The organism is Flavobacterium sp. WG21 (assembly GCF_000335775.1).
Classification (GTDB): Bacteria; Bacteroidota; Bacteroidia; order Flavobacteriales; family Flavobacteriaceae; genus Flavobacterium; species Flavobacterium tructae.
On sequence record NZ_AMYW01000008.1, the window covers coordinates 1 to 13,926 of the forward strand.

Genomic DNA, 13,926 nt, shown 5'->3' on the forward strand with positions numbered 1-13,926 from the left:
GTTTAGATACCTTAAGGAATATTTAAATATTTATGCGTTTGAAGCGAAACTCTCCATTTTGGGTTGTTCATCACATAATCCACAATCAGGGGTGTCATTTCTTCTTTTTTACTCCATTCCGGCTGAAGAAACAAAATTGCGTTGTCATTTACCAACTCAGCTTGCTCTTCTGCAAAAATAAAATCGTGTTTGTTATAGATAATTACTTTCAACTCATGCGCATTGTCATATACCGTTTGAGTAGGCAACTTATTTTTTTTTGGCGAAAGACAAATCCAGTCCCAAGTACCTGATAACGGATAAGCTCCTGAAGTCTCGATATGAACTTTCATGTTTTTATCCTTCAACTGTTGAGTCAATAAACTCATATCCCACGTCAAAGGCTCACCACCTGTAATCACAACAGTATCAGCCTGACTTGATGCATTATTTACAATTAAATCAATACTTGTTGGCGGATGTAACTCGGCATTCCAACTTTCCTTCACATCACACCAGTGACAACCCACATCGCAACCTCCAATTCGTATAAAGTAAGCAGCTGTCCCAGTATGGAACCCTTCTCCCTGAATGGTATAAAATTCTTCCATCAAAGGCAACATCGCTCCTTTATTTACTTCTAATTGTATTTCTTTTGATAACATTATTCTATTTTAAAGTGCAAAGATAGTCAATTAAATACGGAACAAAAAAAACCGATAGTTCAAAGAAACTATCGGCTTTATATTTGACTGTAAATTTATATTATTTTAGAGCTTTTACAGATTGCGCAGCGTAAGCATTTGCAGGATCTAAAGCTAAACTCTTATTGAAATATTCAATTGCCTTTGCTTTATCAGTATTTGCATAACTAGCACCGATACTATTGTAAGCTTCTACTACTTTTTTAACTGTAGCTGGCTTAGCCAATTCTTCAGCACCTTTTGCAGTAATTCTTGTTACGTACTCTTCGTAGTTTTTAATGATTAAATCATCTTTCTCTAACAAGTTGTTGATTCTACCTTTGTATAAGTAAGCCTCATTATAAGTTGGAGAAGCTTCTAAGATTCTGTCAAAAGCAACATCCGCTTTTCCTAAAGCCACAGCATCTGCAGCTCCATTTGTTTTATTTGCGTTAGCATAATAAAGAGAAATACCGTAGTAAATATTATCATCTAAGTAGTTTTTAGACTCTTTGTTCGTTGTTCCAAGCTCTAAAACAGTAGCAGCCTGAGCAAATTGTTTTTTCCCGAACAAAGCTTTTCCTAAATCAGATAATTCTTCAACCACTAAAGGCTCTAGTTCGATCGCTTTTTTGATATCAGCTATACCAGCATCAAAAGAAGCCTGATCAACAGTTCCGTCAGCAGCAGTTCCTTTTTTAATTTTAGATAAACCTAAATACAGATAATCTCTACCAATTACTTTGTTAGAAGGCACTTTGATATAATCTTCAATAGATTTGATCGCTACATCTACATTTCCATTCTCATAAGCAGCATAACCTAAATATCTGAAAATTCTAGGATTTACTTTATCCTCAGCAATCATTTTGTTTGCAACAGTCTCTAAACTTTTATAATCCTTAACCAAGATTAAGAAATCTGCGTGACGCATTTTAGAATCTAAAGAGTAATCCGTAAGACTTAAATACTTCTCGTAGTTTGTAATTGCATTTTGCATGTTAACTTTAGAAGTAGATGGTTTATTTCTTCCCCATTTATAGTAAGTCTCAGCTAACTCTCTGTAAACCGGACCATAATTAGCGTTCAAAGCAATTACTTCATTAAAAGATTTAATTGCTTCATCATAAGATTTAGCCCCTTTTAATAAAACTCCTAGCTGCATTTTTGCTCTTAAAAGCGTTGGATCAGCTGTAAATGCATCACGGTATGCCTTATAAGCATCGTTTTGATTGTTTGCTCCGTAGTATGCATCACCAATAGCTAAAAGTGCTGTTGCATTTTGAGGATCAATTACCAACGCACGCTTCAAAACAGCTATGGCATTTGTATAATCTGGCGAAGAAGAATTCATGTAAGCTCTACCAATGTAAATGAATTCCTCTACATCTTTACGCTTCATATCTTTTGCGGCCAAAGCAAAATTTGCCTGAGCTGCAGCAGCATTCTTCGCATCAAGATCCAACTGACCTAATCCAATATAATTTAAGTTTTTCTTATCTGATGCCTGTAAACCATTTGCATAATAAATTTTAGCAGAGTCAATGATTGCCTGATTTAAATATACATTACCTAAAACAAAATTAGCTTCTCCATCAGAAGGTTTTGCTTTGATGATTGATTTTAGCAATGACTTTGCTTTTTGAAATTGCTCAGCATCGATTGCTTTTTTAGCTTCTTTGATATCTTGCGCTTTTACTACAGTAGCTGAAGCAACTAAGGCAAGACTAAAAATTTTAAATTTATTCATCTCTAATTGTAATTAATTTATTCTTTATCTTTTACTATTTGATTCCTTATTTTAAGCTTTCTTCCAGGAGTTCTAACCGGTAACAAACCTGATTTCAGAACTATCCTCTGTCCAATATCGCCGGCAATAAAGGATGCAAACCCCATTCCCAAGCCAGAATAACCCTGGCAATTTATGATAAACAAATCACGTGCCAAAGGGTATTTTACTTCTGCAAGATCATTTTGAGTTGGGCTATAATATTGATTGCTATTTAATCCTTTAACACTCAATACATTTATTTTCTTCACCACTTCCGCCATGTTTGGTGAAGGCTGAGAAAGCCAGTTTACACCAACTACCCCGATCATACCATCATTCTCAGATACAAATTTAATGACTTCATCGTTTGTTTTAAAAGAAAACACTCCTTTTGCAGGAACATCTTTAACTTTAGCCAATTCTTTCATATAACGTACGGTACTTGAATTTGGATTATCAAACACAAGTCCTTTAATTCTTGCATCAGGTTTGCCCTGCATAAAATCGATTACCGTTTTCAACGCTATTAATGTATCATTATTGCCTTTGATCGAAATAAAAGCTATTGCATCTGTTGCAAAAGGGGTAACTCTGGGTTTTATTTTACTTTTTTCGAATTTAGCCAATTCTTCTTTAGTCAAATCTCTCGTTGTCACTACTACTGAAGCTTTCTGATTGAGTAAATCATTTATAAGCTCAGCTTCTGACTTAGGTTTTACCGTAATCTTTGCATCGTAATAAGTTCCTTCGAAGACAGCAACCTGATCGTCCACAATAGGTTTTATAGTTTCATCGACAGTAATATCGATTGCTCCTTTTAAAATTGTTTCTTTATCGTTTTTACTTTTTTGGTTGCACATGGCAAACAAAAAAACAAAAACAACCAAGCCTGCAATCTTACTATACTTTAACATAATTATTCTGCGTTTGAATTAATTAATCTCAAAAAACGAATTGCTGAATACACTATCAATAATCCTCCAAAAGCATATCTATACTTTTGCTCCATATTTAGCGGAAGTTTTTCCCAAAACATGATCATTAAACCGAGTACAAGATATATTAAAAAGAACAGTATTCCTAAAACAAGAAGAAATCGCTCTTTGAGCGATTTCTTCTGAATATTATTAAGTATACCTTTTAACATTATTCTGCAGATTGAATAGTAATAGGCAGAGAGTAAAGTACCCTAACTTTTTTACCATTTTGCTCGCCGGGAGTCCATTTTGGACACTTTTTAAGAACACGAATTGCTTCTGCTCCTGTACCGTAACCGATATCCCTTAAAACTTTAATGTCGGTTAATGAACCGTCTTTTTCAACTACAAAAGTAACATAAACTTTACCTTTTAAACCTTCTTCTTCCGGAGTCTTGTAATTGTTTCCTACGAATTTGTAGAATTTCTCAATTCCTCCAGGGAAATCTGGTTTTACTTCGATACCTGCAGTATTATAAACATTGTTATCTTCCTGAATGATCTCTGTAACTGGCCCTTTACCAACTGGCTCATCAACAGTTAAAACTGCATCCGGATCTCCTTTGATGGTTTCGTTACCTACTTTTTTATCTTTAAGTTCCTCAATTTTCGGAGGATCTTCAGTAACTTCATTTGCCTTAGCAACAACCGGCTTCACGAATTTCACCTGATCCACTTTTGGTGGTGGTGGTGGTGGTGGTGGTTGGTTTGGCTTTACTTCCTCTTTTTTAGGAGGTAATTTTACTGTCGCAATCTTAATATCATTATTCACATCTTCTTCACTAGAATCTGGTAAAAAGCTTGCAATAAGAGGAGCTGCAACAGCAAAGCTAAAAATAACCGATCCAATAATAAGCGACTTTACAGTCGTCTTACCGTTCGATTTTCTTAACTCATATGCACCATATATCTTATTACGCCCTTCGAATACGATATCAAGCCACTGATTTTTAATTATATCTAATTTCATTTTTCTTGATTATTAGGATGTTAAAACAAGACAACTCTTATTTTTTATCTATCAATTTTGTTTCTTCAGGGCTAAACTCAGGAACGATAGCATAAGTATCTACTCCAGTGATAGCCATCTCATCCAACATATCAACTAAATTTCTGTAAGTTGACTTTTTAGTTGGCTTAATGATCACGATAATTCCGTTTTTAGGTTTCCCTAAACCTGTAGAATATTCTAAAACTGATTTCTTTCTTTTAAGAACTTCTTTACGAATTCCATCTTTACCATATGCAATGTCTTTAGGTCCGGCAATTGGACTTTCAAGCAATCCCATATAATAAACCATTTTGTTATTTTCACCTAACATCACGGTCATCGTACGATTCTCATCCACCTTAATATCTTTATTCTTGGTAGGATCTTCATCTTTATTTGGCAACGACAAATCCATCGATTGAGGTTTTGACAACGATGTGGTTAACATAAAGAATGTGATCAATAAGAATGCCAAATCTACCATCGCCGTTAAATCGACTTTCGAGTTTTGCTTTTTACTTCTTACTTTACCACCTTTTCCGCCACCACCGTCGCCGGTATTTAATTCAGCCATTTTAGTGTATCTTTTTTAATTAAAAGTCTTTTCCTCTCATACCTGTAACTAAGTTAAAGGAATTGATTTTTTGATCTTGTAAAATATCCATAATCTTTTTGATTTGTGGATACTGCTCTTTAGCGTCACCTTTGATCGCAATCTGCAATTCTTTATCATCAAGGTCAATTGCGGCTCTTCTTGAAACCAAAAGCCATTCTTTTAATTGATTGTCTAAAGAATCAATTGGAATTCCAGGTTGATCAGCTTTCACTCTATCCGCAGCTTTCATAGCGATAATTTGTTTCAAATTTGCTACTGGTACACCGAAGTCATCCATTAAGGCAAATTTAGTTTTATCATCTTCTGAGAAAGTCACACCAAATTTAGCTCCCATTCCTTCAAGAGTTCTTTTACGAATCTCTCTTCCTTTGATATCAAAAAACACTTTGCTTTTTCCGTCTGCTCCTTTACCGATCGTAATAATTGCCAAATCAGAATCTGGTAATTTACTTTGAACAGTAGAAGAAGGCATATCTACAGGAAGTGCTTCTGGCACCTTAGCAGTAGCGGTCAAAATAAAGAACGTAAGCAAAAGGAACGCAACATCACACATGGCAGTCATATCTGTCGATGTTGACTTTTTTTTCATTTTTATTTTAGCCATTCTCTTTTATTTTATTTTGATAAATAATTAATTATATAATATCAAAAATTAATTATTGTTTCAAACTTCCTCTGAATCTTCTGTAAGTATTTACGATTGTAGTACCAGCCTCATCGATAGAGTAAGTTAAATCATCAATTTTAGCAGTAAAGAAGTTGTAAGAAACGATCGCTAAGATTGAAGTAGAGATACCTGTTGCAGTGTTGATAAGTGCCTCAGAAATACCTGTTGCAAGAGCAGCCTGGTCTGGAGTTCCAGCAGAAGCTAACGCACCAAACGCTTTAATCATACCAGATACTGTTCCTAATAATCCTCCTAAAGTTCCTAATGATACTAAAGTAGAGATAATAGTCATGTTTTTTTCTAACATTGGCATTTCTAATGAAGTTGCCTCTTCGATTTCTTTGTGGATTACTTCTGAAGCTTCTTCACTGTTGAAACCTTCTTTTTTAACATCTTGATATTTAATCAAAGCAGATTTAATTGCATTTGCAACTGAACCTTGTTGTTTGTCACATGAAGCGATAGCAGCCTCGATGTTTCCTTCTTTAATGCTTCCTTGTACATTTTTCATAAATGTATCTAAGTTAGCTTTACCAGCAGCTTTACCGATAACAATAAATCTTTCAATAGAAAAAACAACAACCATTAAAAACATACCTAATAATACTGGTACGATAAAACCTCCTTTATAAACCTGTCCTAATGTATTGATAGGGTGACCAGTTTCTGGATTTCCTCCTTCAAAGTTAGCTGCATCTCCCATGATTACTTTCCAAATAAACACCCCAACTAAAATACACGCTACAATAATGATTCCAGTGATCATTCCTCCTCCGTTTGAAGTGCTTTCTTTTTTAACTTTAACGTTTGCCATTTTTTTTAATTTTAATAGTTTTAAATAATTTTATTTTTTAGTTATATTTAACTTGTAGAGGAGCAAATTTATACGTTTAGTTTAAATAAAAAAACTTTTTTTAATTTAATTGAAGGAAATTTAACGTCAATTTAAAAAATATCTCATTAAATTGCCGATATCATTTTTTAGATAAAACAAAAATAAGGGCTAATAATGGGAAAATTACAACGTTTTAGTAAATATTCAAACATTCCATTGATATCTTCTTAAAAAGTTGCGAAATTGTTTTTTATATTTTTTTTAACCCAAAAAAGTTTTTTCCTACTAAAGAAAAACAGCCTAAAATGTTAATAAACCTAGCAAACCTCTTATAATCATCTAAATTACAAATAAAAACATGAATAAAAAAGACAATTTCATTCAGGATATCAACAATGGCTATTCTTCGAAGGGAGATAGTATTATTCTTGGAAGTGCCATTCTGGACGGAGAACCACTTGGAGAAGCTCATGTCAAAATTCCTTTAAAAACATTAAACCGCCACGGGTTGATTGCGGGGGCAACGGGAACCGGAAAAACCAAAACGATACAGGTTTTCTCTGAGCAGCTTTCGAATGTGGGAGTTTCTGTTTTGATGATGGATATTAAAGGTGACTTTAGTGGAATCGCCGAAGAAGGCAAAGAAGAGGGTTTTATAACGGAGCGTCATGCTAAAATAAACATACCTTATAATACAGCTTCTTTTCCTGTTGAATTAATGTCACTCTCTAAACAGAACGGCGTTCGCTTAAGAGCTACTGTTTCAGAGTTCGGACCGGTATTGTTTTCCCGAATATTAGACCTGAATGATACCCAGGCGGGTGTGGTAGCCGTTATCTTTAAATATTGTGATGATAATAAAATGCCGCTTTTGGATTTAAAGGATATTAAAAAGGTCCTTAATTATATTACCGAGGAAGGCAAAGATGAAATAACTTCTAACTACGGCAAGATCTCAACTGCAACCACAGGAACGATTTTGAGAAAAATCATAGAATTAGAGCAGCAAGGCGGTGACTTGTTCTTTGGTGAACTTTCGTTTGAAATTGATGATTTAATGCGAATCGATGAAAACGGAAAGGGTTACGTAAACATTATTCGTTTGACGGATATTCAGGACAAACCTAAATTATTCTCGACTTTTATGCTGAGTTTATTGGCTGAAATTTATCAGCAAATGCCAGAAAAAGGAGATGTTGTACAACCTGAACTGGTTATTTTTATTGATGAAGCACATTTAATTTTTAATGAAGCCAGCAAGGCTCTTCTGGAACAAATCGAAACGATTGTAAAACTAATACGTTCTAAAGGAATTGGAATTTATTTTGTAACTCAGAATCCAATGGATGTCCCGAGCGGTGTATTGGCACAATTGGGTTTAAAGATTCAGCATGCGCTAAGGGCTTTTACTGCCAATGACCGTCAGGCGATTAAAAAAACAGCAGACAATTATCCAACTTCTCCTTATTATAAGACAGATGAGTTACTAACCAGTTTAGGAATTGGTGAAGCTTTAGTAACGGCATTAAATGAAAAGGGAGTCCCTACTCCACTTGTAGCAACTATGATGCGTGCGCCTATGAGCCGAATGGATGTTTTAACGGCTGATGAAATTGAGGGAATCAATAGTAAATCGAAACTCGTAAAAAAATACCTTGAAGAAATTGATCGAGAGAGTGCCTACGAAATTCTGAACAAAAAAATCGAAGATGCCACTCAGGCAGCTGCAGAACAGGAAGAAGAAACACCGACAAAATCATCTAAATCTGAACCCAGCACAGCTAGTGTAGTTGGTAAATCGGTTTTAAAAGTGGTTACCAGCGCTACCTTTATAAGAGGTGTTTTTGGAGTTTTATCAAAAATATTCAAAAAATAACCTATCAAAAATCAATGGCAATGCCAATGTCAATATCAAAAATCAATTGCAATGTCAATGCTAATTTTAAATTGACTTTTGACATTGCTTTTTGATATTGCTATTGTAATTGATCTATTTTTGCAATAATTCCAGTATTTTATTTTCTACTTCCGGACTGTTCCAGATGTTTTCAATATTTTCTATTCGTAAAACTTGTTCCATTATTACATTTTGAAAATCACCAATTGCCAAAGCTTCGGAATAAGGACGATCGCTAAAGGTTACGCGACTGTAAAGCGGAATCCATTTATCAGGATGTTTATCTGAGAATGCTTTTTCGATTTTCTTTTGCAATAAGAATTTTTCATCGGCCGTTTTGGTACTCATCTCCATGAAATTTCGATAAGACAATTCGGCAATTGCATCGGCATTCGGTTTACGTGAAATTTGATACTCGGAGAAGATTTTCTTCCAGTCGTCTCCATATTTCCCGATCATTTCACTTAAAACGGTGATATCTTCAAAACCCGCATTCATTCCTTGTCCGTAAAATGGAACAATGGCATGACAAGCATCTCCGATTAAAGCAATTTTATCTTCGTATGTCCACGGAAAACATTTCATGGTTACCAAAGTACTGGTTGGATTTTTAAAGAAATCATTTGCCAGTTCGGGGATTACTTCGATCGAGTCGGGAAAATTCTTCAAAAAGAAGTCTTCAACCATTTTACGATCTGTAAGCGATGCAAATGAATTTTCGCCTTCAAAAGGCATAAACAAAGTACAGGTAAAACTTCCATCGAGATTAGGAAGTGCAATTAACATGTACTCACCACGTGGCCATATATGAAAAGAGTTTTTATCCAGTTTATGGGAAGCATCTGCATTTGCCGGGATGTTTAGTTCTTTGTACCCCATATTCAAAAATTCCTGGGAATAATTGAACATGCTCTGACGCTGCATTCTGTGTCGTATTCTCGAGAAAGCACCGTCGGCACCAAAAACCATATCGTATTTTTTCTCTTCCCACTCTCCTCTTTCGGTTTCACCTATATGTAAGGTAGCATCATTTAACGTTACGTCCCAGATTTTTTGTTCGAAAAGAAATTCTGCACCGGCTTCTTCCGCAAGATCAATCATTTTCCGGTTTAAAGTTCCTCTGGAAATGGAATAAATGGACTCGCCTTCCTGACCGTAGTTCTGAAAATTGAGTTTGTCCACCAAATGAATGGCTCGTTTGTCCATTGGGATAGCGATTTCCCGAACGGCATCTCCAACACCAACGCCGTCAAGTGCTTTCCAGCCCCGGTTTGACATTGCCAGATTTATAGAACGACCTGAGAAATTAATTTTACGGATATCGGGACTACGATCATAAACATGAACGGTATGACCTGCTTTTTTAAGATAAATCGCCAAGAGTGATCCTACTAATCCGGAACCAACAACAGCAATATTTAGTGGAGTTTGCATCAAGAAAAATCTAAATATAAGATCGTAAAAATAAGTAATAATTGTACATAAGCTTTAAAATAAATCAATTATTTACTGTAGCTACTCACAACCGTTTCGATTTTTGCCAGAATTCAGAGTTAATTTAAAAATATAACAAAATGTTATTTTATTCGATTTATCTAAAAAATTTAAACTCTTACATTCGCTTTCGGTTTTACCTTAATATATATCAGAATCATGGACAGCACAATTTTACAATCAGAAATTATTCTGGAAAACGAAAAAGTACTATTAATTCCGTTTGAGAGCCGAAGAAACATTGAACTCAAAGAAATCATTTTTGACGATGGGATCTGGAAATACATGGGCATGTACGTTCGCGATGAAAAAGATTTTGAAAATTACATTCAAAATACTCTAGAGCAAAAAGCCGCCGGGATTTGTTATCCTTTTTTAATCATTGACAAAGCTACCAACCGGGTTGCAGGAAGCACCAGATACGGCTACCTGAATCATACTAGTCAGAAATGTGAAATTGGATGGACCTGGTACGGGGAAAAATTTCAGGGAACCGGTTTAAACAAAGCCTGTAAATTTGAATTGTTAAATTTTGGATTTGAAACTATTCAATTCAGAAGAATACAATTCAGCGCTGATCTTGAAAACAGAAAGTCACAACGGGCAATTGAAAAACTGGGAGCAACCAAAGAAGGTCTTTTCAGAAACAATTATATCGATTCGGAAGGGAAAAGCAAAGATGATGTGTATTACAGTATTATTTCCGAAGAGTGGCAAGCAGTTAAAACGAATTACTTTCCTGAATTTATATAGGAAAAGCGCCTCAACTATTGTGATAGAAAAATGGTATTTTAGCTTCTTCTAAAGTACCTCTTCTATGACTGAATTACAGACTATCTATCAAAGAACCCTAAAATTTGCTGCAAAAAGACACGCCGATCAGAATCAGGTAATTCCCGGAACCAATTTACCTTATGTTGTTCATTTAAGCAATGTAACCATGGAAATTCTATTTGCTTCGCAAAACACAACGTCTTTTAATACTGCATTTGCAATTCAAATTGCATTACTTCACGATATTCTAGAAGATACAGTAACTACTTTTGAAGAACTTACAGCGGAATTTGATGAAGAAATTGCTCAGGCCGTCCTGGCACTAACCAAGAATTCTAAAATACCTAAAGAAGAAAGAATGACCGATAGTCTGGCCCGAATTAAAGCATTATCAAAAGAGGTCTGGGCTGTGAAATTAGCTGACAGAATAACTAATTTACAGGTTCCGCCAGAAGACTGGAGTGTGGAAAAGATAAAAGAATATCATAAACAAGCGATACAAATACTAAATACACTTAAAGACGGCAACGCTTATTTAGAAAAAAGACTTTTAGAAAGAATTCAAAATTATTTACTGTATTGTACCGTCGAAAAATCATAGGTCACAACTCATCCAAACATAATCTCAAAATGAACCTCTATTCAGAACATTATGTAAGCGAAAAAAGCGAGCGGTTTGTTACCAAAATCTGGTGTCTGGATAATTACGTTGGCGAAACTACAATTGAAAACAAGCTCGTTTTACCTAACGGCTGCTTTAATCTCGCTCTTATTAGTGGCGAATCAATAGAAGTACACACCAGTAAGCGAAAATATGAGATGAACGAAGGATTTTACTTTTGTTCGCAAATGACGAACAAGGTTTTGGTCAACATAAGACCTAAGACCAAAGTAACCATCATTCAATTCCAGCCCTGGACGCTTTCGATGTTTCCTCAATATGATTTGAGCCATTTTAGCGATTCGATTATCAGGATTAATCCCGAAGAGCTTCCCTTTAAAATACAAACTGATGCTGTTACTGAAAATTTATTGCGGGCTATAAATGTTTATTTTGAAGAATTGTCTGCTTTACATTCAGAGAAAAATAGTATCGAAAAAATCTGCGAAATCATCAGACTTCACAACGAAGAAATCTCGGTTTCCGAAATTAGCGGGATTTTAAAGGTCTCTCAGCGATTGCTGCAAATGAAGTTTAAAACGGCGACCGGACTTACGATTAAAAAATACATTCAGATTCTGAAGTTCAGAAAATCCGTGGATCAAATGGTGCATTCGAACCCGGAAAAACTCAGTCTGACAGAGGTTGCTCTTTACAATAAGTATTTTGACCAGTCGCATTTTATAAAACAATTTAAAGGAGTTATGAAAACAACTCCAAAAACATTCAATTCCAGTTTGTACTTTCTTTCTAAAAAAAGATAAGATTTTCGCATTTGTACAATTTTTAGGTTTTAGATTGCAGTACTATTGCAAAATCATCAATCAATCAAACCAAATATAAAATGAAAATCAATCCATCTATTTTCCCGCTAAAAGTTTTTTTAATTGGAATATTACTTTTCCACTTCCAAACCGGGTTTTCTCAGGAAGAAAAAAACTCCGAATTGTACAAGATCATTATGTCACGAGACAGTCTTCTTTTTAATGTTGGCTTTAATACCTGTGACATTAGCCAGTTTGAAAATCTTTACAGTGACAGTTTTGAATTTTATCATGACAAGGACGGTCCCTCGGATAAGGCTCTCTTTTTAGTCAATCTCAAAAAAGGCTTATGTAAATCGGTTGAAACTTACAAAGCCAGAAGGTACCTGGTTCCTGGCAGCACCGAAGTTTATCCGTTATATCAAAAAGGCGTGTTATATGGTGCCATTCAAATGGGAATTCATCAGTTTTACGAAAAATCAGCAGGAAAAAATGAATCTCTTGCAGACGTGAAGGAGAAATTTGGCAGTACTGCACGATTTACTCACCTATGGATTTTAGAAAATGGGACATGGAAACTTAAAAGATCCCTTAGCTACGATCATCAGGAGACCAATACAGCGGGCACCCAATCGGATATCTTTGACAACGATGCTGCCATTAAAAAATGGCTGGTTCAGAATAATGTTCCGGCACTGGGTATTGGCGTGATCAATGATGGGAAACTACAGGAAGTAAAAGTTTTTGGTGAACTTAAAAAAGGAGTTGCTGCACCTTACAATACCATTTGGAATGTGGCTTCTCTTACTAAACCAATTACTGCCATAGTCACTTTAAAATTGGTAAGTTCCGGAAAATGGGATCTCGACGAGCCTCTATACAAATACTGGACAGATCCGGATATCGCAAATGATCCGAATACTAAATTATTGACCACGAGAATTGTCTTAAGTCATCAAAGCGGTTTTCCGAATTGGAGGTATATGAACAAATCCGGCAAATTAGATTTCAAATTCAAACCCGGAACAAAATACCAATACTCGGGAGAAGGCATGGAATATTTGCGAAAGGCTCTGGAAAAAAAGTTTCATAAATCACTGGATCAATTAGCGGATGAATTGATTTTTAAACCGTTAAAAATAAATGACACCAAATTTACCTGGGGCGCCATAACCGATGTTTCGAGATATGCCACTGGTTACGACAATAAGGGGAATGCTTACGAGCCTACCAAAAATAAAACAGCAAGTGCAGCCGATGACTTGCTCACAACCCTTGAAGATTACGGGACATTTCTATGCAGTGTGATGAACAGTGACGGTTTGAGCAAAAAAGTTTATGAAGACATGACGGCACATCAGGTTCAAACTAAAAAGAACAAATACTTTGGTTTAGGTTTTGAGATTTATGATTTAGGAAATGACGATTTTGCTTTGTCACATGGCGGAGCTGACAATGGGGTTCAGACGATTTTCCTGTTACTTCCAAAAACCAAACAAGGTCTGATTATTTTTACCAATGTTGATGATGGATATAAGGTTTACGAAAAAATCCTTACACATTATATGGGTGAAAAAGGGAAGAAAATAATTGAGATTGAAACCAAGTAAATCTTAATTCAAAAAAGTGATGTGTATATAATCATTATTCGGAAATCTATGGTAAAATTATGTATTCTTATTGTGTTATTTTTAAGTGAAGTTCTATTTGCATAAACCTATTATTGATTTAAAAGAAATTTGTTAGTTATGAGCATAGGCCTATAAATAGTGGTGGTTCCTGGCAGTTCCCGGTCTATGCTCTCCCGCAAGAGTGTT

At 35.2% G+C, this 13,926-nt stretch carries 14 protein-coding genes; 5 read left to right on the forward strand and 9 right to left on the reverse strand.

Annotated elements, in window-relative coordinates:
• Positions 1-11 precede the first annotated feature (11 nt).
• From C245_RS0108370 to C245_RS0108405, 8 genes are all read right to left on the reverse strand, one after another.
• Positions 12-644, reverse strand: coding sequence for a 7-carboxy-7-deazaguanine synthase QueE (locus C245_RS0108370; protein WP_017496141.1), 633 nt, complete (start codon positions 642-644; stop codon positions 12-14).
• 100 nt (positions 645-744) lie between these two features.
• Complete coding sequence (locus C245_RS0108375) at positions 745-2,412, reverse strand: tetratricopeptide repeat protein (RefSeq protein WP_017496142.1); 1,668 nt, start codon at positions 2,410-2,412, stop codon at positions 745-747.
• Between the two features lie 17 nt (positions 2,413-2,429).
• A complete protein-coding gene (locus C245_RS0108380) occupies positions 2,430-3,347 on the reverse strand; it encodes a PstS family phosphate ABC transporter substrate-binding protein (RefSeq protein ID WP_017496143.1) in 918 nt (305 codons plus the stop codon).
• Positions 3,348-3,349: 2 nt separating this feature from the next.
• Positions 3,350-3,580, reverse strand: a complete 231-nt coding sequence (locus C245_RS24535) for a hypothetical protein (protein WP_017496144.1) — start codon at positions 3,578-3,580, stop codon at positions 3,350-3,352.
• Positions 3,580-4,380 carry an energy transducer TonB gene (locus C245_RS0108390; RefSeq protein WP_017496145.1) on the reverse strand — a complete coding sequence of 267 codons (801 nt, stop codon included), beginning with the start codon at positions 4,378-4,380 and terminating at the stop codon, positions 3,580-3,582. Before C245_RS0108390 ends, C245_RS24535 begins: the two co-directional genes overlap by 1 nt.
• Before the next feature lie 37 nt (positions 4,381-4,417).
• Positions 4,418-4,975 (reverse strand): biopolymer transporter ExbD, encoded by a 558-nt coding sequence (locus C245_RS0108395; RefSeq protein WP_017496146.1) that lies wholly within the window; start codon positions 4,973-4,975, stop codon positions 4,418-4,420.
• 19 nt (positions 4,976-4,994) lie between these two features.
• Positions 4,995-5,621: a biopolymer transporter ExbD gene (locus C245_RS0108400; RefSeq protein WP_017496147.1), complete on the reverse strand. Its 627-nt coding sequence runs from the start codon at positions 5,619-5,621 to the stop codon at positions 4,995-4,997.
• 52 nt (positions 5,622-5,673) lie between these two features.
• The gene (locus C245_RS0108405) at positions 5,674-6,498 is read right to left on the reverse strand and encodes a MotA/TolQ/ExbB proton channel family protein (RefSeq protein ID WP_017496148.1); all 825 of its coding nucleotides are present in this window, start codon (positions 6,496-6,498) and stop codon (positions 5,674-5,676) included.
• A 379-nt stretch (positions 6,499-6,877) separates the two neighbouring features.
• On the opposite strand from C245_RS0108405, the gene C245_RS0108410 reads away from it, so the two are divergent.
• The gene (locus tag C245_RS0108410; protein WP_017496149.1) at positions 6,878-8,395 is read left to right on the forward strand and encodes a helicase HerA-like domain-containing protein; all 1,518 of its coding nucleotides are present in this window, start codon (positions 6,878-6,880) and stop codon (positions 8,393-8,395) included.
• Positions 8,396-8,509: 114 nt separating this feature from the next.
• Here C245_RS0108410 and C245_RS0108415 read toward each other — a convergent pair whose 3' ends face one another.
• On the reverse strand, positions 8,510-9,850 hold the full coding sequence (locus C245_RS0108415; RefSeq protein WP_017496150.1) for an NAD(P)/FAD-dependent oxidoreductase: 1,341 nt from the start codon (positions 9,848-9,850) through the stop codon (positions 8,510-8,512).
• A 219-nt stretch (positions 9,851-10,069) separates the two neighbouring features.
• On the opposite strand from C245_RS0108415, the gene C245_RS0108420 reads away from it, so the two are divergent.
• The 4 genes from C245_RS0108420 (at position 10,070) to C245_RS0108435 (ending at position 13,719) form a co-directional block, all read left to right on the forward strand.
• On the forward strand, positions 10,070-10,663 hold the full coding sequence (locus tag C245_RS0108420) for a GNAT family N-acetyltransferase (RefSeq protein WP_017496151.1): 594 nt from the start codon (positions 10,070-10,072) through the stop codon (positions 10,661-10,663).
• A 64-nt stretch (positions 10,664-10,727) separates the two neighbouring features.
• The gene (locus tag C245_RS0108425) at positions 10,728-11,285 is read left to right on the forward strand and encodes an HD domain-containing protein (RefSeq protein ID WP_017496152.1); all 558 of its coding nucleotides are present in this window, start codon (positions 10,728-10,730) and stop codon (positions 11,283-11,285) included.
• A 29-nt stretch (positions 11,286-11,314) separates the two neighbouring features.
• Entirely contained in the window at positions 11,315-12,109 is a 795-nt protein-coding gene (locus C245_RS0108430) for an AraC family transcriptional regulator (RefSeq protein WP_017496153.1), read from the forward strand.
• A gap of 80 nt (positions 12,110-12,189) precedes the next feature.
• A complete protein-coding gene (locus C245_RS0108435) occupies positions 12,190-13,719 on the forward strand; it encodes a serine hydrolase (RefSeq protein WP_017496154.1) in 1,530 nt (509 codons plus the stop codon).
• The last annotated feature ends 207 nt before the right edge of the window (positions 13,720-13,926 follow it).